Source organism: Streptomyces sp. NPDC012827 (assembly GCF_042900905.1).
In the GTDB taxonomy this organism is placed as follows: Bacteria; Actinomycetota; Actinomycetes; order Streptomycetales; family Streptomycetaceae; genus Streptomyces; species Streptomyces gulbargensis.
Genome location: NZ_JBIBBY010000005.1, coordinates 22039 through 47490, shown reverse-complemented (window position 1 = coordinate 47490; position 25452 = coordinate 22039). Strand labels below are relative to the sequence as shown.

The following is a 25452-nucleotide window of genomic DNA, read 5'->3' as shown; positions in this document are numbered from 1 at the left end:
CGGGGGCGCCCCGCCCCCCCCCGCGTTGCGGTGGCGGCGGGGGGTGCGGGGGCCCCCGCCGCCGCGGGCGGGGGCCGGGGGGCCCGGGGGGGGGGGGGGCCGGGCCCCGCCCCCCCGCGGCTGGGGGATCGTCACGCCGCCCACCAGACGGTGGTGTCGGCGGGCACCTCGGCGGTGCCGCCGGCGGTGTCGATCCTGACGTCCTCGCTGGAGAGGAGATACCGGCCGGGCAGCGGGACGGAGATGGCCCGGCCGGTGGTGTTGGCGGTGCAGACGAATCCGCCGCGGCGGAAGGAGAGCACACCCTCGGGTGCCTCCAGCCACTCGACGAAGTCGCCCGCACCGAGCTCGGGGCGCTGACGCCGGACGGCGAGCGCGCTGCGGTACAGCTCCAGGGTGGAGCCCGGGTCGCCGGTCTGCGCCTCGACGCTCAGGCTCCCCCAGGTGGCCGGCTGCGGCAGCCAGGAGCCGCCGTCGCCGAAGCCGTACGAGGAGCCCTCGACGGTCCACGGGATCGGCACCCGGCAGCCGTCGCGGAAGCCGTCCTGGCCGCTGGCCCGCCAGAACGAGGGGTCCTGACGGACCTCGTCGGGCAGGTCGGTGACGTCCGGCAGGCCGAGCTCCTCGCCCTGGTAGACGTAGGCGGAACCGGGCAGGGCCAGCATGAGCAGGGTCGCCGCCCGGGCCCGGCGCAGGCCCAGCTCCCGGTCGCCCGGGGTGCGCAGCTGGGTGCCGAGGCCCGCCGGGTTGGCGAAGCGGGTGGCGTGGCGGGTGACGTCGTGGTTGGAGAGCACCCAGGTGGTGGGGGCGCCGACCGGGCCCATCGCGGCGAGCGAGGCGTCGATGACGGTCCGCAGCTCGACCGCGTCCCAGTGGGTGCCGAGGTACTGGAAGTTGAACGCCTGGTGCATCTCGTCGGGGCGCACGTAGTTGGCGGTGCGGTCGACGGTCGGGGTCCAGGCCTCGGCGACGAGGATGCGCTCGCCGTCGTACTCGGCGAGGACCTTCCGCCAGGAACGGTAGATCTCGTGGACACCGTCCTGGTCGAAGAAGGGCATGACGTCGTTGCCGAGCAGCTTCAGCTGGTCGTGGGCGCCGATGTCGGGCAGGCCGTCCGCCTTGACCAGACCGTGGGCGACGTCCACGCGGAAACCGTCGACGCCCATGTCGAGCCAGAAGCGCAGGATGGAACGGAACTCGTCCCGTACCGCCGGGTGCTCCCAGTTGAAGTCGGGCTGCTCCGGGGCGAAGAGGTGCAGGTACCACTCGCCGGGGGTGCCGTCCGGGTTCTCCGTGCGGGTCCAGGCGGGGCCGCCGAAGATGGACTCCCAGTCGTTCGGCGGCAGTTCGCCGCTCACGCCCTTGCCGGGCCGGAAGTGGTAGCGCTCGCGCAGCGGGGAGCCGGGGCCCTCGCGCAGCGCCCGCTGGAACCACTCGTGCTGGTCGGAGGAGTGGTTGGGCACCAGGTCGACGATGACGCGCAGGTCCAGGGCGTGCGCCTCGCGGATCAGGGCGTCGGCGTCGTGGAGCGAGCCGAACATGGGGTCGATGGCCCGGTAGTCGGCGACGTCGTAGCCGGCGTCGGCCTGCGGGGAGGCGTAGAACGGGGAGAGCCACACGGCGTCCACCCCGAGCTCCTTGAGGTACGGCAGCCGGCTGCGGACGCCCTCCAGGTCACCCATGCCGTCGCCGTTGCCGTCGGCGAAGCTGCGCGGGTACACCTGGTAGATCACCGCGTCTCTCCACCAGCCCGTGTGCGTGCCGGTGGTGGAGGCGTCGGCCGGGGTGGCGAGATGCTGGGTCATGTCTTCCCTGGGAGGTAAGGAGGGGCGTACAGGCGGGGCGCCCAACGGTCAGCCCTTGACGGCACCGGCGGACATGCCGGTGACGAGGTGACGCTGGGCGAAGAGGAACACCAGGGCGGCGGGGACGGCGATGAGGACGGAGGCCGCGGCCATCGGGCCCCACTGGGCGCCGTACTGGTTGACGAACTTCTGCAGTCCGCCGGCCAGCGTCAGGTTCTCGTCGCCGACCATGAAGGCGGAGGCGTAGGCGACCTCGCCCCAGGCGGTGATGAAGGAGTAGAAGGCGGTGACCGCGATGCCCGGCTTGGCGAGCGGCAGGATCAGCCGCCAGAAGGTGCCGAAGGGCGTGAGGCCGTCGACGTATCCCGACTCGTCGATCTCGCGCGGGATGGTGTCGAAGAAGCCCTTCATCATCCAGGCGCAGAACGGGACGGCGATGGTCAGGTAGGTGATGACCAGGCCGGCCGGCTCGTTGAGCAGCCCCATCGACGACATGATGTTGTAGATCGGCACGATGAGGACGGCGACCGGGAACATCTGCGTGATGAGCAGGGTCCACATCAGGCCGCGCTTGCCGGGGAACCGGAAGCGGCTGACGGCGTAGCCGGTGGTGGCGGAGATGAAGACGCCGACGACGGTGGTGAGGCCGGCGACGAGCAGCGAGTTCCAGAACCAGCTGAGGAACGGGGTGTCGTTCAGCAGGTTCGTGTAGTTCTCGAGCGTCGTCTCCTTCACGAAGTCCGTGGTGGTCGCGTACTTCGCGGGCTTGAGCGAGGTCAGCAGGACCCACAGCACCGGGAAGACGGCGATCGCGGAGGCGACGATCAGGGTGAGGTGCAGGCCGGCCGAGGCCAGCGGCGAGCGGCGGCCGCGGACCGGGGCGTTCACGGGCCGGGCGGTGGGGGTCGTGGTGGTCACCAGACTTCTCCCTGCTTGCGGAGGACTCGCTGGTAGAACGCGGCGAAGACCATCAGGAGGACCAGGATGAGGACGCCCCACGTGGACGACTGGGCGAAGTCGCGCGGGCTGATCTCGAAGGAGAACTTGTAGGCCTGGGTGACGAGGATCTGGGTGGCCTCGCCGGGCCCGCCCCGGGTGAGCAGGAAGATCACCGGGAACATGTTGAAGGTCCAGATGGTGGAGAGCAGGATCACCGTGGTGCTGACGGAGCGCAGTCCGGGCATGGTGATGTGCCGGAAGCGCTGCCAGGCGTTGGCCCCGTCCATCTCGGCGGCCTCGTAGAGCTCGCCGGGGATGGACTGGAGCCCGCCGAGGAGGGCGACCATCATGAACGGGACACCGAGCCAGACGTTGACGGCGATGACCGAGAACTTGGCCCAGGTGGGGTCGTTGAGCCACGGGACGGCGTCGATGCCGCCGCCCGCCAGGATCTGGTTGAGGATGCCGCGGCGCTCGTCGTACAGGAAGCGCCAGGCGAAGACCGACACGAAGCCGGGGACGGCCCAGGGCAGGATCAGCAGCATCCGGTAAAGGGAGCGGCCGGCGATCCTGCGGTTGAGGATGTTGGCGAGGGCCAGGCCGAGGCCGAAGGTGAGCGCCACGCAGGACACGGTCCAGACGATCGTCCAGCCGAGGGTGCCGAGGAACTGGTTCCCGGAGATCGCCTCGGTGTAGTTGTCCAGGCCGACGAACTCGTAGGTGGCCGGGATGTTGTTGACACCGATCGACCGCGCGACGTTCCGCTCGTTGGCGTTGGTCAGCGACAGGTAGATGCCGCGGATGAGCGGATAGCCGATGATCACGGCGATCACGACGACGACGGGCGCGACGAGCGCCCAGGCGTACCAGTGGGTCGAGAGGGAGCGCTTCGAGGCGCCCCTCGGCTTGCCCGTGCCAGTTCCGCGGCCCCGGCCGCGGGCGACGCTGTCGCCCGCGGCCTTCGCCACCGACTGGCTGGGGGTGTCCACAGCCATCAGCCGGCCTGCCTTCCTCTTACTTCCAGTCCTTCAGGAGCTTGCGGTAGGCGTCGGCGACCGCCTTGGCGCCGGCGTCCGGGGTGGTCTGGCCGGTGAGGACCTTGGTGTACTCGACCTTGACCGGCTCGAAGAGGCTGCCGCCCTCGGGGATCCACGGGCGCTCGACGGCCTTGTCGACGACCGGCTTGAAGAAGGTGATCATCTCGTTGCTCGCGACGTCCGGCTTGATGAAGACGGACTGGCGGGTCGGGAGCAGGCTGAGCTCCTTGGCGACCTGGCGCTGCGTCTCGGCCGAGGTCATGTACTCGGCGAAGGCGTAGGAGGCGTCGAGGTTCTTGGAGCCCGCGTAGACGGCGAGGTTGTGACCGCCCTGCGGGGCGCCCTGGCCGGCCGATCCGGCCGGGACCGGGGCGATGCCCAGGTTGGCCTTGTCGGCGAACTCCTTGCCCGCGAGGGTGTCGGCGACGGCCCACGGGCCGTTGATCATCATCGCGACCTTGCCGTCCTTGAAGGCGGCCTGCATGTTGTCCCAGCCGTTGGTCGCGTCGGTGATCGCGGCCTTCGAGTCGACCAGGTCCTTGACGGTCTTGAACGCCTTCACACCGGACTCGTCACCGATGGTGATCTTCTTCTGCTCGGCGTCGACCAGGTTGCCGCCCTCGCCGTACAGGAAGGAGAGGAACCAGTAGGCGTCGTCGCCGCGCAGGTACAGGCCGGTCTTGCCGGTCTTCTGCTTGATGGTGGCGGAGACGGTCTTGAGCTCGTCGATGTTCTTGGGGACCTGGACACCGGCGTCCTTGAAGATCTTCTTGTTGTAGAAGATGCCCATGGAGTCGATGACCTGCGGCACGGCGTAGGTCTTGCCGTTGTACTGGGTGGAGGCGGCGGCCTGCTTGAGGAAGTCGTCCTTGTCCTTCAGCGCCGCGGTGCCGTCGAGCGGGGCCAGGTAGCCGAGGTCCGCGAACTCGGGGGTCCAGGCGACCTCGGAGCGGATCACGTCGGGGGCGCCGGAACCGGACTGGGCCGCGTTCTTGAACTTGTTCTGCGCCTCGCCGAACGGCACGTTCACGTACTTGACGGTCACCTTGGGGTGCTTCTTGGTGAAGCCCTCGGCGATCTTCTTGAAGACCTTGTCCTCGGAACCGACCGTCGAGGTGTCCCACCAGGTCACGGTGCCGGAGAGCTCGCCCGAGCCCTGGGTTCCGCCGCCGTTGGAATCGCTGTCGCTGCCGCACGCCGCCAGGGTCACGCCCAGGGCCGCGACCAGCGCGGTCGCCGCTATGCCACGCCGCATGTGAACTCCTTCAACTGATCCCGGGGGACGAGGGGCTGGAACCTTCCTCATTGCGACCGCTCCCTCGCGGCGCTCCGGGTTGCCAGGAACGTAACAGGGATGAAAACGAGCCGAAAGACCTTGCGAGAAATTTCTGCAAGGACCGGGGATCGTTACATCCACGTGTCCCGAAGGTTGCCGATGGGTCGCTTGACACCAGGCCACAGGCGCCTTTCGCACGCCTCCACGCCCCCACTCGACCCGTACGCGCCCCCGCAATTCCTGCAAGAGCTTGCGGAGCGGCTTGCGGCACCCGCGCGGTGGGCAATACGCGCGGTGACCGGTACAGTCCACTCTCATGACCGCGCGGCTTGCCGACATCGCAGCCCAGGCGGGGGTCAGTGAAGCCACAGTCAGCCGCGTGCTCAACGGCAAGCCCGGTGTGGCCGCGGCCACCCGTGAATCCGTGCTTGCCGCGCTCGACGTGCTCGGGTACGAGCGGCCCGTACGACTGCGCCAGCGCAGCGCCGGGCTCGTCGGGCTCATCACCCCCGAACTGGACAACCCGATCTTCCCCGCCCTCGCGCAGGTCATCGGGCAGGCCCTGACCCGCCAGGGTTACACCCCCGTCCTCGCCACGCAGACCCCCGGCGGGTCCACCGAGGACGAGCTCACCGACATGCTGGTGGAGCGCGGGGTCGCGGGCATCATCTTCGTCTCCGGGCTGCACGCCGACACCACGGCCGACATGACCCGGTACGACCAGCTGCGCGGCAAGGGCGTCCCCTACGTCCTGCTCAACGGCTTCTCGCCCAAGGTCCAGGCACCCTTCGTGTCGCCCGACGACCGGGCGGCGATGCAGCTGGCGGTGACGCACCTGGCCGCGCTCGGCCACACCCGGATCGGGCTGGCCGTCGGCCCCAAGCGGTTCGTGCCGGTGCTCCGCAAGATCGAGGGCTTCCAGAAGGGCATGCGGGACCGGCTCGGCCTGGAGCCCGAGGAGTCGGAGCGGCTGATCCAGCACTCCCTCTTCACCCTGGAGGGGGGCCAGGCGGCCGCCGGGGCCCTGATCTCGGCCGGCTGCACGGCGGTCGTCTGCGCGAGCGACATGATGGCGCTCGGCGCGATCCGCGCGGCCCGGCAGCAGGGTCTGGGCGTGCCCCGGGACGTCTCGGTCGTCGGTTTCGACGACTCCCCGCTCATAGCCTTCACCGACCCGCCGCTGACGACCATCCGCCAGCCCGTGCAGGCGATGGGGCAGGCGGCGGTCCGCGCCCTCCTGGAGGAGGTGGGCGGCACGCCCGCCCCGCACTCCGAGTTCGTCTTCATGCCGGAGCTGGTGGTGCGCGGTTCCACGGCCTCGGCTCCCCCGCCGCGCGGCTGAGCGGGCCCGCGCCCGGCCTCCCGGCACCCCTGACTCCGCCCCGGGCCGGTGTCCCCCTTGAGGGGGACCGGGTGCGCCCGGAACCCGTCGGAGGGATGATCGGTCGGAGGAAGAGGATCTGGCACACTCTCTGCCTATGGGTGAAACGACCGTGAAGAGTTTGGACGACCGGACGACCCCGTCGTCACCCATCGTGGCCGACGGCGGGCGGTCCTGGCTGCGCGCGCGGAGCCCCCGGCGTCCCCGGATCTGGTTCGAGATCCTGCTCATCGCGGTCAGCTACTGGGTGTACTCCCTCATCCGCAACGCGGTGCCGGAGCAGAAGGCGCAGGCGCTGCGGAACGCCGACTGGATCTGGCGTACGGAGGAGTCCCTCGGGCTCGCCTTCGAGCACACGGTGAACCACGCCGTGAACTCGGTGACGTGGCTCATCGTGGGGATGAACTACTACTACGCGACGCTGCACTTCGTCGTCACGATCGGTGTGCTGGTGTGGCTGTACCGGCTGCAGCCGGGCCGTTACGCGGCGTTCCGCACGGTCCTGTTCGCCACCACCGGTGTGGCTCTGGTCGGTTACTACCTGTACCCGCTCGCGCCGCCCCGGCTGATGAACGGGCAGAACTTCGTCGACACGGTCCTGGTCCATCACACCTGGGGCTCGATGGCCTCGGGCGACCTGAAGCAGATGTCGAACCAGTACGCGGCCATGCCGTCGATGCACATCGGCTGGTCGCTGTGGTGCGGCCTGACCATCTTCTTCCTGGCCCGGGCGCCGTGGGCGCGGATCCTCGGCCTGCTCTACCCGACGGCCACCCTCGTCGTGATCGTCGCGACCGCCAACCACTTCTGGCTGGACGCGGTCGGCGGCATCGTCTGCCTGGGCTTCGGTTTCGTCGTCGCCTTCCTCTGGTACGGGACCTGGCCGCACCGCCTGCCGAAGCTGGTCGGACCGGTGGAACCGGCGGCCGTGCCGGGGTCCGGCGACGGGACCCCGCAGGCCTCCGGCGCCCTGGTGTCCGGGGACGCCGGGGACCGGGACGCCGTGGAGGCGCGCGAGGAGCGGGTCGGCTCCGGTACGTGATCCGGCCGCCGGCCGCCCGGTGACGGTCGGGCGGACCGGTGTCCCCGCGATCCCGTCGGCCCGGGGCCTCCACCGGGCCGGCCGTGACGAGTGCCGTCCGCGAGGAACCGGACGTCCCCGAGGTCCGTGACGTACGCACCGGTGCGTCGGACGAACGTACCGGCGCGCCGTCCCGGGGACGGCCGGGAAGCCTTCAGGCCGAAAACCTAAAGGCTTTCGGTTGCGGCACGGTAGCCTCGCCTCCGACGATTCGGGAAGACCTGAACAGGAGTGACGTTTCATGGGCCGGCCGCGCAGACCCCTCCTCGACCGGGAGCGGATCACCACCACGGCTCTCGAAATCGTCGACGAACAGGGGGAGTTCAGCGTCCCCCAGATCGCCAGGCGGCTCGGGGTGCAGACGGCGTCCATCTACCACCACGTGGACGGCCGGGACGGGATCGTGGAGCTGCTGCGCGAACGGGTCGCCTCGGCCATCGAGACGGAGACCCTGGACCTGGAGCCCTGGGACCGGGGCATGGCGGCCTGGGCCCGGTCCTACCGGGCGGCCTTCGCCGCCCACCCGCGCACGATCCCGCTGCTCACCACCTCGCCGGTCCGGGCGCCGAAGGTCCTCGACCAGTACGAGCGGGCCGTCGGCCGGCTCCTCGCAGCGGGGTTCGCGCTGCCCGACGTCATGCCGGTGATCATCGCCCTGGAGAACCTGGTCCTCGGCTCGGCGCTCGACCTGGCCGCGCCCGAGGCCGTGTGGGAGCTCGCGGACGAGGCGGCCACTCCGCACCTGGCCCGCGCCCTCGGAGCCGTACCGGAGGGCCGCGCCGACCAGGCCTTCGAGCTGGCGCTCACCGGTTACCTGGCCCATGTGCGGGCCCTCCTGGAAAGGGACCGCCGGGCCGGCCCGGCGGACGGCGACCGGGAGCGGGTCACGGCCCGCACGCCCGAGGTGCCGGGCGCGGCCTACGCCCCGTAGAAGAGGTCCTCCACCACGGCCCGCGCCCGGCGGGTGACCCGGCGGTAGTCCTCGACCGCCTCCCCGACGTGACCGGGGCCGTACCCCAGGTACCGTCCCACGGCGGCCATTTCCCGCGGGTCGCCGGGGAAGGTGTCGCCGGGGCGGCCGCGGACCAGCATCACCCCGTTGCGGACCCGGGTGGCGAGGACCCACGCCTCGTCCAGGATCTGCGCCTCGTCCGACGCGATGAGCCCGGCCGCGCACGCGGCCGCGAGCGCCTGCCGGGTGCGGGTGGTGCGCAGCTCCGGCCGGGCGTGGCCGTGCCGCATCTGGATCAGCTGGACCGTCCACTCGACGTCGCTCAGGCCGCCCCGGCCCAGCTTGGTGTGGAGCGTCGGGTCGGCGCCGCGCGGCAGCCGCTCGGACTCCATCCGGGCCTTCAGGCGGCGGATCTCCCGGACCGCGTCCTCGCCGAGACCGCCGGCCGGGTAGCGCAGCGGGTCGGCGAGCGCGAGGAATCGTTCCCCCAGTTCCTCGTCCCCCGCGACGGCCTGGGCCCGCAGCAGGGCCTGGCTCTCCCAGCCGAGCGACCAGCGGCGGTAGTAGGCCTCGTACGACTTCAGGGTGCGCACCAGCGGGCCGCTCCTGCCCTCCGGCCTGAGGTCGGCGTCGATGAGCAACGGCGGATCGGTGGTGGGCAGCTGGAGCAGCCTGCGCATCTCCGTGACCACCCGGTTCGCGGCCCGGGCCGCTTCCTGTTCGTCCACTCCCTCGCGCGGCTCGTGCACGAAGAGGACATCGGCGTCGGAGCCGTACCCGAGCTCGTGACCGCCGAAGCGGCCCATGCCGATGACGGCGAACCGGGTCGGCAGCCGGTCGCCCCACTCGGCCCGCACGGCGGCCCGCAGCGCGCCCGCGATCGTCGCCGCGGTGAGGTCGGCGATCGCGGCGCCGACCCGGTCGACCAGGGGGCCCGGTTCGGTGGCGCGGGGGCTGTCCTCCGTACCGTACGAGCCGATGAGATCGGCCGCGGCGGTACGGAACAGCTCCCGGCGGCGTACCCCGCGGGCCGCCGCCACGGCCTGCTCGGGACCGTCCGCCCGGCCCACGGCGGCGAGCACCTCCTGCTCCAGGTGGTCCCGGTCGCGCGGCTTCAGGCCCTCCGGGTCGCCGAGGAGGGCGACCGCCTCGGGGGCGCGGAGCAGCAGGTCGGGGGCGAGCCGGCCGGCCGAGAGCACCCGGGCGAGGTTCTCGGCGGCGGCGCCCTCGTCGCGCAGCAGCCGCAGATACCAGGGCGTCTTGCCGAGGGCGTCGGAGACCTTGCGGAAGCCGAGGAGTCCGGCGTCGGGGTCGGCCGAGTCGGCGAACCAGCCGAGCAGCACGGGCAGCAGCGTCCGCTGGATCGCGGCCTTGCGGGAGACGCCGGAGGCCAGCGCCTCCAGGTGGCGCAGGGCGGCGGCCGGGTCGGCGTACCCGAGCGCTTCGAGGCGCTGCCCGGCGGCCTTGGGGCTGAGCCGGATCTCGCCGGGGGCGAGCTGGGCGACGGCGTCGAGCAGCGGCCGGTAGAAGAGTTTCTCGTGCAGGCGGCGGACGACGGCCGCGTGCCGCTTCCACTCCCGGTTGAGCTCCGCGACCGGGTCGGTGCGCAGTCCGAGGGAGCGGCCGAGGCGGCGCAGGTCGGCCTCGTCCTCGGGGACGAGGTGGGTGCGGCGCAGCCGGTGGAGCTGGATGCGGTGCTCCATGGCGCGCAGGAAGCGGTACGCCTCGTCGAGCTGGGCCGCGTCCGCGCGGCCGACGTAGCCGCCGGCGGCGAGGGCGGCGAGCGCGTCGAGGGTGGTGCCGCTGTGCAGGGTGGCGTCGCTGCGGCCGTGCACCAGCTGGAGGAGCTGGACGGCGAACTCGACGTCACGCAGGCCACCGGGGCCGAGCTTGAGCTCGCGCTCGACCTGGGCGACGGGGATGTTGTCGACCACCCGGCGGCGCATCTTCTGCACGTCGGCGACGAAGTTCTCGCGCTCGGCGGCCTGCCAGACCATCGGGGAGACGGCGGCGATGTACTGGGCGCCGAGCTCCTCGTCGCCGGCGACCGGGCGGGCCTTGAGGAGCGCCTGGAACTCCCACGTCTTGGCCCAGCGCTGGTAGTAGGCGACGTGTGAGGCGAGGGTGCGGACGAGCGGGCCGTTGCGTCCCTCGGGCCGGAGGTTGGCGTCGACCGGCCAGATGGAGCCCTCGACGGTGGTCTCCGAGCAGATCCGCATGAGGTGGGCGGCGAGCCGGGTCGCCGCCTGGACCGCCTTGGCCTCGTCGGCGCCGTCGGCGGCCTCCCCGACGAAGATCACGTCCACGTCCGAGACGTAGTTCAGCTCGTTGCCGCCGCACTTGCCCATCGCGATGACGGCGAGCCGGCACAGGGCGGCGTCCTCGGGGGCGGCGGCCCGGGCGAGGGCGAGGGCGGCGCGGAGGGTCGCGGTCGCCAGGTCGGCCAGCTCGGCCGCGGTCCGGGCCACGCCGCTGGTCCCGCAGACGTCGCGGGCGGCGATGGCGAGGAGGCAGCGGCGGTAGGCGACGCGGAGCGAGACCGGGTCGTCGGCGTCGGCGAGGCCCCGCTCGAAGTCGGCGAGCCCGGGGCGCAGGTCGGCCGCCTCGTACGTGACGAGGGACCGCCAGTCGCCGGGGTGCCGGGCCAGGTGGTCGGCGAGCGCCTCGGAGGTGCCGAGCACCCCGAGGAGCCGGTCCCGGAACGGCTTGGCGGAGAGCAGGGTGGTGGTGAGGGCGGGCCGCTCAACGTCGGACTGCGCCTCGACCAGCCGGACCAGGCCGCGCAGGGCGAGGTCGGGGTCGGCGGTGGCGCCCAGGGCTTCGAGGAGGACGGGGTCGCCGCGCAGGGCCGAGAGTTCGGGCACGTCCAGGAGCCGTTCGGCCCCGGAGGGATCGGTGAACCCGTGCCGCAGCAGCCGGGTGAACGTACTGCTCCTGCGCCCCGGCACCGTCATTCCGCAAGCTCCCTCCGGCAGGTCGGCTCCCGGGACCGGGCCCTCCCCGTCCCCGGGTCGGACCCGTGGCGCGGCCCGCGGATCGAGCCTATCCGGAGCGGTGCGGGCGGGCGCCCATGCCTTCGGATCGAAGCAGATCACACGTGACATCTCGCACATCATGTGATTTTCCGACCGGATGCACCGTACTTCTTGAAAGTCCGTCTTGAGTGCGGGGCCGGTTCCGTGTGCGCGGGACGGGCCCCTCCTCCCCGTCGCCCCACCGAAAGCGCGCCTCCACCGATGTCCGTCCGCCTCCGCCGTCCCGCCCGCCCGTCCCGCCGCCGGCTCCTCCGGTCGGCGGTCGCGACCGCCCTGGTGGGCGGCGCCTTCGGCGGACTGCTGACCGTGACGGCGACCACGGCGGGACGGGCGGGGGCCGCGCCGCGGCCGGCCGGGACGACACCGCCGGCGGCCCGCCCCGCCTCCCCCGCACCGGCCACCGCGTCCCCGGCCCCGGCGGCGCCGTCCACCGCCTCCCCCGCCGCGCCGGCCGCTCCCGCCGGGCGGGCGCCCGCCTCCGTGGTGCAGATCGTGGCGCACCCCGACGACGACCTGTTCTTCATGAACCCGGACATCTCCCAGTCCCTGCGCTCCGGGCACCCGCTGACCTCCGTCTACCTCACCGCCGGCGAGTCCGACGGCGTCAACGCGCGCCCCGCCGACGCCGCCGCGACCGAACCCGACAAGGCCCGCTACGCCGAGGCCCGCCAGAACGGCATACGCGCCGCGTACGCCGAGATGGCCACCGGCGACCGCACCAGCGCCTGGGACCGCGAGGCGATACCCACGGCCGGCGGCGGGTCGGCCGAACTCGACACCCTCCGGGCGAAGCCGCAGGTCAAGCTGGTGTGGTTGCAGCTGCGCGAGGCCGGTTCGATCAGCGACGACCGGCCGCACAGCCTCAACGGCCTCTGGCACGGACGCGTCGGCGCGCTCGGCACCCAGCGCTCCTCCGGCACCCCGGTCCGCGCCGACTTCTCGTACACGAAGGAGCAGGTCGTCGCCACGATCGCCGGCATCCTCGACCGCTTCCGCCCCACCTTCGTCCGCATGCAGGACCCGACCCCCGGCACGTACCCGGAGACCGGGCGGCTGCGCGACCACCAGGACCACCTGTACGGGGCGCGCTTCGCGCAGGCCGCGCTCGCCCGCTACGCGGACACCCCCGGTCACGCCCGCGTCGGCGTGCAGAACTACCTCGGCTACCCGACCAGCACCCTGCCGCACACCCTGGACCCCGAGACCGCCGACGCCAAGCTGCGCACCCTGAAGACGTACGCCTGGCTGGACGAGGTCAACGACTGCGCCGACCTCGCGGGCTGCGGCGACCTGAAGGTGGCCGCCCGGCCCGCCGGGCGCGGCTGGGCGCAGACCGTCCGGTACGCGCGCGGCACCTCCACCTCCTGGGTGCAGCGCGCCGCCGACGGCGGCCTGTACGCCTTCTCCGTTCTGGACGGCAGGCTCGCGACCTGGCGGAAGCCGGCCGGCGGCGGCTCCTGGCGGGGCCCGGTCCTGCTGCCCGGGGCCGGACTGGACAGCGGCGTCACCTCGGTCCGCCTGCCCGGCGGCCGGATCGCCGTCCACGGGACCCGCACCGTCCTGGGACCCGGCCCCGACACGTACCGCCGCGAGGTGGTGACCACCGTCCAGGCCTCGCCCGGCGGCCCCTTCGGCCCGTGGCGCTCCCTGGGCACGCCTGAGCGGGACGACGCGCGCGGCACCTCGGACATCAGCGCCCCGGCCGTGACCGTGGGGCCCGACGGCCGGACCACCGTCCTCGTACGGGACAGCGCCCACCGTCTGACCGCCCGCGAGCAGCGCCCCGACGGCGGCTGGGGCCCGTGGCGGGCGCTCGGCGGCGGGGACGTGTACGGCGACCCGGTCGCGGTGACGGACGCCCGGGGGCGCGCGTACGTCTTCGCGAGCACCCCGACCACCGTCCTGGCGTGGGCGCGCGAGCGCGCCGGCGGGCCGCTGACCGGCCCGGTGCGGACCGGGCTGCCGGCGACGACGCTGGCGCTGAGCGCGAGCGCCGCGCCCGGCGGCGACGGGGTACGGCTCTGGTTCCGCAAGCCGGCCTCCGGCGACCTGCGCCTGGCCGACTTCTCCGGTACGGGACTGGTCGCGCCGGTCACGGAGATCGCCGGGGGCGTGGCGGGCTTCGGTCCGGTCAGCGGCGGCGGCGAGGGCCTGCTCGCGGTGCGCTCCCGCACCGGTTTCCTGGCGACCGCGCCGCTCGGCGGGTCGGGCACCCGGCCGGTGTGGAGCGTGGAGCGGTTCCTCTTCGCGGGCGCCCCGGACGCGGGCACGGACGGCGTGGCGGCGATCGGCCTCGACGGCCGGCTGCACTGGACGCCCGCCGTCCGCTGAGCCCCTCCGGGCGGTGACCGTACGGCAGTTCGGCGGTTCGGCGTGCGCGGGGGCGGCCCGTGGGTGAGGGTGGTACGGGCCCGCGCTCGGCGGGTCCTCGCGAAGGAGCAGGCCATGAACTGGACGCTGGAAGTCGTACCGATCCCCGTCACCGACATCGACCGGTCGAAGGAGTTCTACGGCGAGAAGTGCGGTTTCACGATCGACCTGGACGACGAGGTCGCCCCCGGCATGCGCGTCGTGCAGGTGACACCACCGGGCTCGCGCTGTTCGATCACGATGCTGGGCGGCATGCCCCCGATGCCGGGCACGAAGGAGATGTCCCCCGGCACCCTGCACGGCCTCCAGCTGTGCGTCACCGACATCGAGGCGGCGCGCGAGCAGCTCGTCGCCCGGGGCGTCGACGTCTCCCCCGTCATGCACGTCGGCGCGACGGGCTGGGAGGAAGGCAAGGGCGAGACCTGGAACTCCTTCATGACCTTCGAGGACCCCGACGGCAACGGCTGGGTGGTCCAGGAGGCCCCGTCGGAGCTGTCGGAGCGTTAGCTCCTTCCGGACCCCAGGTCCCCGGTTCGGGTCCGTCGCTCAGAACTCCAGCCGGAAGTGGCGGAGCGTCCCGCTCCCGCCCCCGGGCCGCAGCCCGGCGCCCTCCATCACCCGGTGCGAGGCCGTGTTGGCGAGGTCGGCGTCCCCCTTCACCCCGGCGGCGCCGGCCTCCCGGGCCACCCCGACGAGCGCCCGCAGCGCCTCGGTGGCGTACCCCTTCCCCCGTACCGACGGCACGACCCCGTACCCCACGGTGACGAAGCCCTCCGCGTCCGGCGGCCCGTGGAAGCCGATGCCGCCGACGGCGACCCCGCTGTCGAGGAGCCGTATCCGGTACACCCCGAACACCCCGGGTCCGCCGCGCTCGGCGACCCCCCGCAGGAACCCGGTGCACGCCCGGACGTCCCCGTCCCCCGGATATCCCTCCGCCCAGTCGTCCCCGGCGAGGGGCGTGCGCGCGACGACCCGTTCGGCCTCGTCGACGGTCATCGGGTGCAGGAGAAGCCGTGCGGTGGCGACGGAGGAGATCTTCACCCGCGCAGTCTGCGGGCCCGCCGCCCCACCGCCAACCGCTTTTCCGGCGGCCCGGCCACCCCGTCCGGCTCCGTCGGCTCGACCCGCCCCAGCGTCTCGGCGAGCGGCACACCGGCCCGCGCGGCCGCGATCCGCCGCGCCCGCACCTGCGCCCGCGTCCGGGGCCGGAACTTCGGCTCCCGCCCGCACCCGCACGCCTCGAAGGCCTCGTAGGCCGGGGGCGCCGGTCCCGCGTCCGCGTCAGAGCACCGGCAGGTTCTTGCGCAGTTCGAAGGCCGTGACCTCGGAGCGGTACTCCTCCCACTCCTGCTTCTTGTTGCGGAGGAAGTGACGAGACACCGAGGACACCTCGGCTCGAGCTGAAACGAGCACTTGAGACCGTCTCCTACGTAGTGGTTGTTGGGGATCCGTGGCTACTGACAGCGGCCCTGGGACGGCCCACAGACGGCCCAGACCTTGCCCGCTCCCGGGGAAGAGACGGGGGCTGACACCCCTCATGCCACAGGGGATCCCATCACGCCTCCCTGGGAACAGTGGGGCGCCATCCACGAAGCCTTCCTGACCCACCGACGTGGGCTACTTGATAGTCCTGCACGCCGCGGCGATGGCATCCTGCCAGGATGGTGATCCTGCGGTCACGTTGGTGTGGAACCAGGCCAGATCACTGATTACGAGCTTGGCATAATTCAACTTTCACAAGGGAAGGGAAATTGACGACTTTGGATTACGATCAGCTATTTCGCCTTTACAGAAACCGCCGCTTGCCGTCCTTCGCAAGAAGGATCATCCAATGGCGCATGAATACTCTAGTGATGCGGAGAGCAATCGAAAGAGCGCGACAACGCGACGCGGCAGATCACCTCCTTACGCGACTCCCGCCCGGACATGAGGTTTGGTTCAGCCGACTCATGCTCGCCGAGGTGTTCACTTCGCTAGACACTCCACAACTTCATCAGCAATTGAGGAAAATCGACAGAAAGGGAGGCGCCTTTAGATCAGCACCCGAGGGGCTCTCTGAGTGGCTTTACCGTTCCCGCGAACGCAGAGGCTATGGGTGGGTCACACTGCCCGGACTCACCACCCCGGGGAACGGGAGGGCGAACCCAAACTCCACCCCCAACAACCTTCCCGCTGGAGTTGAATACGTATCAGGATCACTTTTCTCGATCTCGTCTGGAATTGCCGTCGTGGTGATGGAATTTACCTACGCGGAAGAATTCTCTCGATCCTTCGGGCGGCTTCTAAATGGTCGATACACAACGGAAAAGAGAAGGCTCCACGGCCGCCGAAGCGGATGGTCGATCGTCGACGTTGCAAGGCAGAAGGAAGTAGCCGCAAGGAAGTGGAGGGAGGCTCGACATAAGGAGGCAAAGGAGTGGCTTAATCTTCACTTTAATGGATTCTTCTCAAGAGATTCAAAAATCGGGCTACCTGCGGTCGAGATCCTTTATACACGGGGTTTCGATGCGTGGAGTCATGAGGGGCAGGGCGGGCTTGGACGGCGCCTCTCTGCGCTACAGCTCGATTCACGCTTTCACTCGTATTGGGTGAGCAGTACGGATCCGGCGGTGCGGGTGCGGCACGACGAACACGGCGACGCCGAGGGCTTCAAATTCGAATCCCTAAAGGTAGCCATAAATCGGGACGCATTCTCCCCTAACCCCGATGAACTTGAGGAACGTTTCGAGATGCTCTCCTATGCCCTAGAAGAAATGACGGCCAAGTGGGCACTAAATAGGCTCGTCGCCCGCTCTGGCGAACGTTTCAACAGAACCAGGAATAACATCACTAAGGCCCTCAGGGGGGGCTCCTTCCGAGGCATTATCCGACTTCGAGATGATTTCCTTAGAAACGGGATGGAAGCCAACTTGGCCGTGCGCGAAGTGGTAGAAGTAACGACCGAACAAAGGGTATGGAGTGGAGACCTTCCAGAATTCTTGGAGACAACCCCACCTGGCTTCAGTCGCCAGCCGGTTCCATTGGAGCAACTATGGAGGGATTGGCAGTCAGTTGAAGCGGATCGCATCTCAAAGGTCGAGCAAGAATTTAGAGATATTTCTTCTAACGCCGCCGCATTGACCAATGCCGCTTATAACGCTCGACTCCAAGGAAGAGTTTTCTGGATCACAATCGCCTCACTTGCTGTGGCGCTTGTGGCACTATGGGTTTCATACGCTTCCCTCCAAAAAGGTTAATTGCCCTATTGGGGAGTGAAATCACTAGATAAGCTCCAAGCGGACAAGCTCTGGAAGAGAGGTACAGTCGTCTACTCTCCTTCCCTTGTACGCTGCTTATGACCAACCAACGATCCGGGGGTGTGCGCGGAGGATGGGACCCAAGACGCAGAGGGTCTACGAGACGATCCGATCCTGGATCGAGACGGGCCGTTACAGGCCCGGCGACAAGTTGCCATCCGAGCGGACGCTGAGTGTCGAGCTTGAGATCGGCCGTACTGCACTACGTCAGGTGCTCGCTCGTCTGTCGAATGAGCACTTCATCAAGGCTCACGACCGCAGCTCCTACCGCGTCCTCGGCGGCGAAAGCGTTCCGACGCCAGCGGAGATGGAACCGTGGAAGATCCACGGTTCTCGTCACATCTATGAGAACCGGTGGGTGAACCTGGACCTGGTCGACGTTGAGCCGCCCGGCGTCGACCGCTTCGAGCATCATGTTGTGCGGCTCTTCCGCGTAGCGATCACTGCCGTGATCGATGACCGAGACCGCGTACTCATGCTGTGGCGGTACCGCTTCGTGCCGCAACAGTGGGGGTGGGAACTGCCCGGCGGAATCGTGGACGCAGGCGAGGACGCGGCCACAACGGCGGCCCGAGAGACCGAGGAGGAAACGGGATGGCGTCCTGGCCCCGTGGAGCACGTCGTCAGCTACCAGCCGATGATCGGCATGGTCGACTCGCCGCATGAGATCTTTGTGGCCCGTGGCGCCGAGAAGGTCGGCGAGCCGACCGACGCCGAAGAGGCCGGGGAGATCGCTTGGATCCCCCTCGACGACATCCCGCGTCTGATGACCGAGGGCAAGCTCATGGGCTCCGGCACACTCGTGGCCCTGCTGCACATCCTCGCGTCCCGGTCTAGAGGCGCCCGGTAAGGAGCTCCACCCGCCGGCGGTACCGCACGGAGCCCGTGCGGTTCGCCAGCAACCGGGCCTTCTGGAGATGGATCCGCGCATCGTCCAGTTCGCCGCGGGCAAGATGCGCCTGGGTGAGGTCGCAGTGGATGCCGGAGTTCGCGCGCACGAAGGTCTCATCGGCGCTTCGGAGCGACGCGTACAGCTCCTCCATCGCTGAGGTATCTCCGAGCTTGGCCAGGACGTTTCCCCGCCATCTCGACAGGTGACCGGTGTTGAGGAAGATGCTCAGCATGTCGGCGTCGCGCACCTCCCCGTCGTCCGGAAGAAGCGCGGTCGCTCGCTCAAGCGCCGCCCTCGCGGCCGACTCCATCTCCGGGCCGCCGACGGCGGCACACAGCTCCGCCTCGGCCGCTGCCAGCCATGCCCTCAGGCGGGGTGACTGGCGTTCGGGGTAGGTGCGCTGCGCGTCCCGCACCAGCTCGACCGCCAGCTGAGGCCGACCGGCATCCGCGAGTACGTACGCCTGCTCACCCATTGCGTGCGCCAGGTACAGCGGGGATTCGGCGTCCTGGGCCGCCTTCTTGGCAAGCTCGTACCGCCGCCATGCCCGATCCACTGCGCCGGCGTCCAACGCCTGCCATGCCGCGAGGGTGGATGCTCCCGCGAGGGCGGTCGCGATGGGCCGCCGCGCTCCCGGCAACACGGCGAAGGTCAACGCTTCCTCCATCGCCGCCAAATGGCCATTCATCTGGTCGACGAGGCCAGTCGCGCCCATCTGTCGGTCCATGGTGCGCAGCAGCTCGGTCTGGGCCAGGAACGCCGGGACCATCGACTGACTCAGACTGCCGGCCGCATCGATCCGGCTCAGCAGGTCCGCGTAGCCGTCCGCCTGAGGCTCGGGGGTCTCGTCCTCACCCCGCAGCTCGGCGTCCGTGACACCCAGGAGCGGCCGCAGGATCGCGGCATAGCGATCTGTGATGGTGCGGCGGCCGTTCTCCCACTCCGACACGTAGGTCTTGAGGCTGCCCGCCGAAGCGATGTCGAGGAGCCGCTGCTCCGCGAACCGCCGCATCTCGTGAATCAGTCGGTCCTGCGACCATCCTCGCGCGGTCCGGCTCGCCTTTAACCCCTTAGCCACGCCGCCTCCGTAAAGCCGCAGGTGAGAGTTGGTTAACACCCTTGAGGTTAACCGCAGTTGGCTACCGGCACATGCGCCTTGAGCCCTTCTCTAGAAGAGCACACCGACACGCGGCCCGAACCAAGGGGTTGCATCTGGTGCGCACCAGATGCGAACCTACTGGTGCGCACCAGATGGGCTGAGGAGCCCGAGTTCGGTGTGCCTCAACTGAACAGCGTGATCCACCGCAGCAACACGGCCGCGAGAACGCCGGCCGAGGCGAGTGGAGACCAGCCGATCGAGACCGGGCCCGTGTCACAACCGGGCCCCACACCCCGCATGGGGGACACGCAGTCGGCTCTAAAGAACCGCGTGGCTGACATTGACGCCGCGACGCGCTCCGGGAAACGGACCTCCCCGGGGTCAGCGGCACCACGCGAGTCGGAGGTCCGACGCATCACCCCACGACTTCCGCAGCCTCGGCTGCGGCCGGTTGCCTCCTCCGCCCGTCTCGTACGGGCGGGGTGGCGGGGAGCCGGAAGTACCCACGACTCCAAACGGCGAGAGGCCCCGGAGGTGCAACTCCGGGGCCTCGGTTCGGGCCGTTCCAACCCTGCGAGAGGAAGTACGACCCATGAACGTGATCGTTGCTGGTCAGAGGATCGTTACTCGGGCCGAGCTGATCGAGGCCGCGCTCGGCTTCGACGCCGACTCGGCCGAGGCGCTGGAGTTCGACTCGGCGGCCGGCCAGGATGCGCTGCGCGACATCCTCGCCGTCCTGGAGACCGAGGCCGACACCGACGTCGACGCCGAGGACCTCGCCTACTACCGCAGCCTGCTCGGCGCCCGCGTGCTCGCCTTCCCCCGCCGCTCCGCCCTCGGCTTCGAGCGGGGTGCCGCATGAACCGCCTCACCTACTGGGCCCTGATCGCCTTGTGCGTCGGCGTCGAGATCTGGGGCCAGGCCGCCGGCGTTCGGGACCTCACCCTCACGGGTTTCTTCGCCGGGCTCGGCGTGGTCGCCGTCCACCGCCTCCTGCTCCGCGCCGACCGCCACGAGGCGGGTGAGGGGCTGTGAGGACCGCCGCTCAGATCCTGCTGTTCGTGCTGACCGTCCTGGAGCTCGCGCTCGGTCTGGTGGCCGGGACGGTCGCGCTGCTGAGTCTGGTCACCGAGACGATCGCGCGGGCCGCGACGGCCGTCGACGAGCGCTTCGCCCGGCGGTTCCGCCTCGCCCGCGTCTCCCCCAAGCTCCGCAAGGAGCTCGCCGACGTCCTGTATGGAATCGCGACCCCTGCCGGAGGTTCCCGATGAGCTCGTACCGTGAAGACCGCCGGGCCGACCGGGCCGCCGAGCGGGCCCAGGACCGCGAGGACCGCCGCCTGGAGCTGGAGGCCGCCGCCCAGCGCGAGCAGATCAAGGCCGAGGAGCGGCGCAAGGACGCCGAAGCCAAGCGCCGCCAGGAGCAGGCCGACCGCAAGGCCAAGCTCGCCGAGAAGCAGGCGAAGAAGGCAGCCGCAGCCGCCCAGCGGGCCAAGCTGGTCCGCTGGCTGAAGACGAACCCTGCGACGCTGTTCGTCGGCTTTGTGATGGTCGCCTCGATCGTCCCGGCGATCCTGTCCCAGATCGGCGCCCTGACCGGCGCGAGCGTGGCGGCGCCGATGGCCGGCCTGCTCGCGGCGATGCTGGAGGGCGGAGCCTGGGCGATCACGTTCATGGGCAAGCAGGCCGAGGACGCCGGCCGCGAACCGAGGAAGTACCGGATCGGCACCTGGGCCGTCGCCACTGTCGCGGCGGCGGTGAACTTCTGGCACGGCCTGGAGGCGTACGGCGAGCACCCGTGGGTCGCGTTCGTCCTCGGCGCCAGCAGCCTGTTCGCGATCTACATCTGGGACCTGAAGACCCACGGCTCCCACGGCAAGACCAAGGCCGAGAAGAAGGCCGAGAGGGCCCGCAAGGCGCACGTGGCCGCGCGCCGGAAGCACCACCCGCAGATCGTCGAGCAGGCCGTGAAGCTCCAGGCCGCCCTGCCGTTCGGGGTGCTCGACGACGAGGCCGCGTTCGCCGCCGCGTGGCGGATCCACACCGGCGCCGAGCCGGGTCTCTCGGCTCAGCTCTACGCCACCGCGACCGAGGCCGTCCTTCAGCTCGGGGCCGCGTTCGAGCTCGGCGACAACGTCCGCGAGGAACTCCTGGAGACCGGCTTCAAGGCCGCCCGACTCAACCCCTTCGCCGAACTCACCCAGACCCCCACATCTCAGGCGGGACTTGGGGAGAACGCCTCTTCGACTCCTGTCCCGGCAGGCCGCGCGGACGGGCCTGAGGGCAAGTCCGAGGAGGAGCTCGAAGCGCTCCTGCCGGACGCCCTCGCGGCCGCCGCCGAGCTCGTCGCCGAGGGCCGTCAGATCTCCGCCCACGGCCTGGCAAAGAAGCTCCAGATCCGCCGCGTCGACGCCGCCGTTCTGCGCAACCGCGTCATCGAACAGCGCCGCCTGCACGTCGCCTGAACCACCCCAAACCCCGAACTGCCAACCGGAGGACTGACCGATGAGCCGCTACCTCGAAGAGGCCGCCGACCTTCTGCGGAAGGCCGCCGCCACGAACGAGACCAGGCACGCGCAGTACACCCTCCCCCTGATGGAGGGGCGCGAGCGGATCGCCAAGGCGTTCACCGCACTCGCCGCCGTCGACAAGGGACTGCTGCCCAGCGAGCTGCTGGACGACGTCCTCAGCCAGCTTCGCGACCACGGCTGAGGACCACTCGGCGCCTGACCTTCACCTCTCGTACGCGGGGCCCGGCCCTCGCCTGGCAGCACCGGCCGGGCCCGCTACCTCACCAGGAGGCACAGCAAGCATGACCGAGCACCTCACCGAACACACCCCCGCCGACTCGGTGCCCGACTCCGGCCCGGAGCCGATGGCGACCGTCACCTTCCTCCGCCCCACCCCGGCGACCGTCCCGCCGATGCCGGCCGAAGCGCCGACGGTCGGCCGGGACGACCGCACGGTGGTCCTGGAGACCGCCCGGATCATCCTCGACAAGCCCACCGCTCCCACGCCGGCGCCGGTGGTGGGGCGGGTTGAAAAGGTCGACCTGGACGACTTCGACGCCGACGCCCCGCTCATCCCCGCGTGGATGTACTCCCCGGAGGGATGGGCCGCGTGGGCCGGCGTCTTCTACCGGGCCCGGCGCCGGGACTTCCGCCGCTGGGTGCGCCGTCAGCCCACCCAGCGCGGTCACATCCGCCAGTTCGGCCGCGGAGTGCGGCGCTCGCACGAGTGGGTCGTCGGCTTCGAAGGTGTGCGGGTGCAGTCCGCCGCCCACACCGCCCACGTCCTCACGAGGGAGGCCAAGCTCGCCGCCCGCCACGCCCGTTTCACCCCGCGCATCCTCGGCACGAAGAAGGAGCTGGCGATGAAGGCAGCGGAAAAGGCGACGAAGGCAGCCGAGGAGGCCGTGCTGCTGCACAAGAAGGCGAAGAAGGACCGCAACCGAGCCCGCAACCTGCGCGCCGGAGTCGTCTACGGCCCGCCGCTGACCGCGATCTGCGGCGGGTACGCCATGGCCGGCGGTCTGGGCCTGGCCGCCGGGCTGCTGTCGACGTTCGCCGGGGGCGCGTTCGTCGGCCGCACCCCGTATGACGAGGAGGCGGACTGGACGAGCGACTGGCGCTCGCTCGGTGACGGAGACCGGATGACCGCCCCCATGCTCGACCAGACCTTCCGTGCGGCGAAGGTCATCGGCTCCGAGGAGTCCCTCGGCGTCGTGCAGATGCCGATGCTGGACGCCCGCGGCGCCTGGACGGCCGTGCTCGATCTGCCGCCGGGGGTTCCGGCGAAGAAGGCGATCCGGGCGACCGACGAGCTGGCGGCCGCGTTCGGCGTGGAGGAGGCCCAGGTCTCCGTCGCCAAGCGCGGCCGTGCCGGCCGCATCGAGCTCTACGTCGCTCGCGACCTGCCGTTCACCGACAAGGCCGCCCCCGGCCCGCTGCTCGCCCTGGAGTCGGCCGCCGACTTCTGGGGCCGCATCTCCATCGGCCCGGACGTGCGCGGCATCCACCAGTCCATCTCCGTCGTCGAGCGTTCGGGCCTGATCGGCGGTGAGCCGGGCGCGGGCAAGTCCGCGTCGGGCAACACGATCCTGCTCGCGGCCGCGCTCGACCCGCGGGTCATTCTCTGGCTCGCGGACGGCAAGGGCGGTGGCGACTTGGAGCCGTTCGAGCACCTCTGCGAGCGCTACGAGGGCGACGCCGACCCCGAGGCGTTCGACAAGATGCTCGACGAGCTGTTGAAGGTCATGAAGGACCGGTACGCGCTGCTGAAGAAGTTGGGCAAGCGCAAGGTCACCGAGGAGCTCGCCGACAAGTACCCCGAGCTGCGCCAGCTCCTGCTGTGGGTCGACGAGCTGATGCTCTACACGACCGACGACGAGTACGGGAAGAAGATCACCCGCAAGCTCCGCAACCTCGTCTCCCGGGGGCGGGCGGCCGGGATCATCACCTTCTGCGCCACCCAGAAGCCCGGCTCCGACGTCGTCGACACGTCCCTGCGTGACCTGCTGTCCATCCGGTGGGCGCTGCGCTGCACCACCCCCGAGGCGTCCGACACGATCCTCGGCAAGGGCGCCGCCGCGTCCGGCTACTCGGCGAAGACGATCCAGTCGGAGATGCGGGGCGCCGGTCTGCTGTGGGCCGAGGGCACCAACCCGACCATGGTCCGCGCCGACTACTACACCGACGAGCAAGTTACCGCCCTGATCGAGCGCGCCACCGAATGGCGCCGCGCGGCCGGAACCCTGCCCAGCGGGCCCGTCTCCCTTCCCGACCAGCTCCGCGCCCAGGGCGACGACGAGGCACTGCTCCTGGCCGCAGTCCTCGACGTCTTCGCCGCCCACGCCACCGAGGACGGCCCGGCCGAGTGGCTGCCCGGCCAACTCCTCCTCGACGAGCTCAAGACGGCCGGCCACACGGTCACCGCCGAGAAGCTCGGCGCCCTCGTCCAGCGCACGGACGAGGAGAAGGCCAAGCGCCCGTGGGGTGAGAAGGGCTCCCGCCTCGCGGGCTACCCGCTCGCCCGTGTCGAGGCCGCCGCCACCGCCCGATTCGGACTTACCGCCTGATTCCGACCCGGACACCACCCGGACGAGTGCCCGATTCGACCGGGAATGCCCCCGGGCGGACCGGGCTCCGACCTGGACGCCGGGCACCCCGACCTGGACGCCCGCGTCCAGGTCGGGCCCGCATCCGTCCAGGTCGCTCACCTCTCTGACCTGCGCAAACGCGGAGCCGTCCGGGCCGCGTCCAGGTCTCCGTCCTAGCCCAAACCGGTACATAAGGAGTCAGGCACTGTGAACGCCCAGACCCTCACCGCCCCCGCCGTCCCGGCCCCGGAGTACGCCGACGAGGCGGCGCTCCTGGTCCGTGAGATCGAGCAGTACCTCACCGCCCGCGTCCGCACCACCGCCCACCCCCTCGTCACCAAGACCACCGCCGAACTCATCGCAGAGGCCCTCGGCACCCCCGCCCCGGCGGCCGTGCCGGCCCCGGTCCTCGCCCCGCCCGCCCGCGCGCTGCGACTCCTGCCCGAATGGGTCCTCGCCTTCCCGCTCCTGCGCCAACTCCACGGAGCCGAACGGCAGATCAGCGTCGCCGAACACCTGGAGCTCACCGCGCTCGTCATCGAGCGCTACGGCTGGCACCGCGGTGCACTCCGCTCGACCTCCGGCCGCCGCTGCATCCTCGGCGCCCAGGCTGTCCTGTTCCGCCTCGGCTACGGCGACGAGACGACCGCCATCGCCGCCAGCCACCGCCTCCAGGCCGTCCTCACCGCCCGCGGCATCACCGAGCCCTACCACCGCTGGAACGACGCCACCGGCCGCACCCGCACCGAGGCCCTCGCCCTCGTCCGCACCGCCGCCACCCACGCCCGCCGCACCACCACCGCCTAGGACGCCGACCAGATGAAGAAGCGCCCTCCCGGCCCGAGGAGCGACGGCTGCGCCGGAGACAAGCCGTCCGCCGGCACCGCCCGACTCGGCAACAACGCCAAGGGCCGCGAGCACCCCGACACCACCCGCAAGCCCCACGGCCCCAAGGCTTCCTGACCTGAGGAGACAGACATGTTCAACGCTGGAGACAAGGTCCTGATCGTCGCGTGCGAGGACGACCCGCGCGCCGTCGGCAAGACCGGCCGCGTCCTCGACGAGGTCCCCCCGGGGCCGCTCACCGACGGCCGCTGGACCGTCGACCGGATCAGCATCTGGATCGCCCCGGTCCTGGTCCACGCCCACGAGATCCGCAAGATCGGCTGACCGCCACATGATCTCCCACTGC

At 70.8% G+C, this 25452-nt stretch carries 23 protein-coding genes and 1 pseudogene; 16 read left to right on the top strand and 8 right to left on the bottom strand.

The genetic code is table 11. The features are described 5' to 3' along the window. Positions 1 to 131: 131 nt before the first annotated feature. Genes ACFY60_RS12555 through ACFY60_RS12540 form a run of 4 tightly spaced genes read right to left on the bottom strand, consistent with a single transcriptional unit; the run spans position 132 to position 5036 of the window. A complete protein-coding gene (locus ACFY60_RS12555) occupies positions 132 to 1805 on the bottom strand; it encodes a glycoside hydrolase family 13 protein (protein WP_388611124.1) in 1674 nt (557 codons plus the stop codon). 48 nt (positions 1806 to 1853) lie between these two features. Beyond that, positions 1854 to 2726, bottom strand: coding sequence for a sugar ABC transporter permease (locus tag ACFY60_RS12550; protein WP_388611715.1), 873 nt, complete (start codon positions 2724 to 2726; stop codon positions 1854 to 1856). Further along, complete coding sequence (locus ACFY60_RS12545) at positions 2720 to 3739, bottom strand: carbohydrate ABC transporter permease (RefSeq protein ID WP_388611122.1); 1020 nt, start codon at positions 3737 to 3739, stop codon at positions 2720 to 2722. The genes ACFY60_RS12550 and ACFY60_RS12545 overlap by 7 nt, the downstream gene beginning before the upstream one ends. A 19-nt stretch (positions 3740 to 3758) precedes the next feature. Continuing rightward, the gene (locus ACFY60_RS12540) at positions 3759 to 5036 is read right to left on the bottom strand and encodes an extracellular solute-binding protein (protein WP_388611121.1); all 1278 of its coding nucleotides are present in this window, start codon (positions 5034 to 5036) and stop codon (positions 3759 to 3761) included. A gap of 337 nt (positions 5037 to 5373) precedes the next feature. Between ACFY60_RS12540 and ACFY60_RS12535 the strand changes: the two genes are divergently transcribed. From ACFY60_RS12535 to ACFY60_RS12525, 3 genes are all read left to right on the top strand, one after another. Next, a complete protein-coding gene (locus ACFY60_RS12535; RefSeq protein WP_388611120.1) occupies positions 5374 to 6399 on the top strand; it encodes a LacI family DNA-binding transcriptional regulator in 1026 nt (341 codons plus the stop codon). Positions 6400 to 6535: 136 nt separating this feature from the next. Further along, on the top strand, positions 6536 to 7480 hold the full coding sequence (locus tag ACFY60_RS12530; RefSeq protein WP_388611118.1) for a phosphatase PAP2 family protein: 945 nt from the start codon (positions 6536 to 6538) through the stop codon (positions 7478 to 7480). 280 nt (positions 7481 to 7760) lie between these two features. Then, positions 7761 to 8450 (top strand): TetR/AcrR family transcriptional regulator, encoded by a 690-nt coding sequence (locus ACFY60_RS12525; protein WP_388611116.1) that lies wholly within the window; start codon positions 7761 to 7763, stop codon positions 8448 to 8450. On the opposite strand, the gene ACFY60_RS12520 is transcribed toward ACFY60_RS12525, so the two are convergent. Then, positions 8438 to 11425 carry a bifunctional [glutamine synthetase] adenylyltransferase/[glutamine synthetase]-adenylyl-L-tyrosine phosphorylase gene (locus ACFY60_RS12520; protein ID WP_388611115.1) on the bottom strand — a complete coding sequence of 996 codons (2988 nt, stop codon included), beginning with the start codon at positions 11423 to 11425 and terminating at the stop codon, positions 8438 to 8440. The genes ACFY60_RS12525 and ACFY60_RS12520 overlap by 13 nt on opposite strands. A 282-nt stretch (positions 11426 to 11707) precedes the next feature. Between ACFY60_RS12520 and ACFY60_RS12515 the strand changes: the two genes are divergently transcribed. After that, positions 11708 to 13837, top strand: a complete 2130-nt coding sequence (locus ACFY60_RS12515) for a PIG-L family deacetylase (RefSeq protein ID WP_388611113.1) — start codon at positions 11708 to 11710, stop codon at positions 13835 to 13837. Positions 13838 to 13951: 114 nt separating this feature from the next. Continuing rightward, a complete protein-coding gene (locus tag ACFY60_RS12510) occupies positions 13952 to 14383 on the top strand; it encodes a VOC family protein (RefSeq protein ID WP_388611111.1) in 432 nt (143 codons plus the stop codon). 39 nt (positions 14384 to 14422) lie between these two features. Here ACFY60_RS12510 and ACFY60_RS12505 read toward each other — a convergent pair whose 3' ends face one another. Continuing rightward, a complete protein-coding gene (locus tag ACFY60_RS12505; protein WP_388611110.1) occupies positions 14423 to 14917 on the bottom strand; it encodes a GNAT family N-acetyltransferase in 495 nt (164 codons plus the stop codon). A 240-nt stretch (positions 14918 to 15157) separates the two neighbouring features. Beyond that, a pseudogene (locus tag ACFY60_RS12500) lies at positions 15158 to 15244 on the bottom strand (glutamine synthetase); the annotation flags it as partial. A gap of 581 nt (positions 15245 to 15825) precedes the next feature. Here ACFY60_RS12500 and ACFY60_RS12495 point away from each other — a divergent pair. Continuing rightward, the gene (locus tag ACFY60_RS12495; RefSeq protein ID WP_388611108.1) at positions 15826 to 17112 is read left to right on the top strand and encodes a hypothetical protein; all 1287 of its coding nucleotides are present in this window, start codon (positions 15826 to 15828) and stop codon (positions 17110 to 17112) included. Between the two features lie 133 nt (positions 17113 to 17245). Further along, positions 17246 to 18022 (top strand): NUDIX domain-containing protein, encoded by a 777-nt coding sequence (locus ACFY60_RS12490; protein ID WP_388611106.1) that lies wholly within the window; start codon positions 17246 to 17248, stop codon positions 18020 to 18022. On the opposite strand, the gene ACFY60_RS12485 is transcribed toward ACFY60_RS12490, so the two are convergent. After that, positions 18006 to 19076 carry an XRE family transcriptional regulator gene (locus ACFY60_RS12485; RefSeq protein WP_388611104.1) on the bottom strand — a complete coding sequence of 357 codons (1071 nt, stop codon included), beginning with the start codon at positions 19074 to 19076 and terminating at the stop codon, positions 18006 to 18008. The genes ACFY60_RS12490 and ACFY60_RS12485 overlap by 17 nt on opposite strands. Positions 19077 to 19755: 679 nt before the next feature. On the opposite strand from ACFY60_RS12485, the gene ACFY60_RS12480 reads away from it, so the two are divergent. From ACFY60_RS12480 to ACFY60_RS12440, 9 genes are all read left to right on the top strand, one after another. Beyond that, positions 19756 to 20025: a hypothetical protein gene (locus ACFY60_RS12480; protein ID WP_388611103.1), complete on the top strand. Its 270-nt coding sequence runs from the start codon at positions 19756 to 19758 to the stop codon at positions 20023 to 20025. Further along, positions 20022 to 20198: a hypothetical protein gene (locus ACFY60_RS12475; RefSeq protein WP_388611102.1), complete on the top strand. Its 177-nt coding sequence runs from the start codon at positions 20022 to 20024 to the stop codon at positions 20196 to 20198. The genes ACFY60_RS12480 and ACFY60_RS12475 overlap by 4 nt, the downstream gene beginning before the upstream one ends. Next, the gene (locus tag ACFY60_RS12470; protein ID WP_062756227.1) at positions 20195 to 20434 is read left to right on the top strand and encodes a hypothetical protein; all 240 of its coding nucleotides are present in this window, start codon (positions 20195 to 20197) and stop codon (positions 20432 to 20434) included. The genes ACFY60_RS12475 and ACFY60_RS12470 overlap by 4 nt, the downstream gene beginning before the upstream one ends. Then, positions 20431 to 21627 (top strand): hypothetical protein, encoded by a 1197-nt coding sequence (locus ACFY60_RS12465; protein WP_388611100.1) that lies wholly within the window; start codon positions 20431 to 20433, stop codon positions 21625 to 21627. Before ACFY60_RS12470 ends, ACFY60_RS12465 begins: the two co-directional genes overlap by 4 nt. Positions 21628 to 21667: 40 nt before the next feature. Continuing rightward, positions 21668 to 21874 carry a hypothetical protein gene (locus ACFY60_RS12460; RefSeq protein ID WP_388611098.1) on the top strand — a complete coding sequence of 69 codons (207 nt, stop codon included), beginning with the start codon at positions 21668 to 21670 and terminating at the stop codon, positions 21872 to 21874. A 100-nt stretch (positions 21875 to 21974) separates the two neighbouring features. Continuing rightward, entirely contained in the window at positions 21975 to 24239 is a 2265-nt protein-coding gene (locus tag ACFY60_RS12455) for an FtsK/SpoIIIE domain-containing protein (RefSeq protein WP_388611097.1), read from the top strand. A 228-nt stretch (positions 24240 to 24467) separates the two neighbouring features. Next, positions 24468 to 25067, top strand: coding sequence for a hypothetical protein (locus ACFY60_RS12450; RefSeq protein ID WP_388611095.1), 600 nt, complete (start codon positions 24468 to 24470; stop codon positions 25065 to 25067). A 12-nt stretch (positions 25068 to 25079) separates the two neighbouring features. Continuing rightward, entirely contained in the window at positions 25080 to 25223 is a 144-nt protein-coding gene (locus tag ACFY60_RS12445) for a hypothetical protein (RefSeq protein WP_388611093.1), read from the top strand. A gap of 15 nt (positions 25224 to 25238) precedes the next feature. Further along, on the top strand, positions 25239 to 25430 hold the full coding sequence (locus tag ACFY60_RS12440; protein WP_388611091.1) for a hypothetical protein: 192 nt from the start codon (positions 25239 to 25241) through the stop codon (positions 25428 to 25430). Positions 25431 to 25452: the final 22 nt, after the last annotated feature.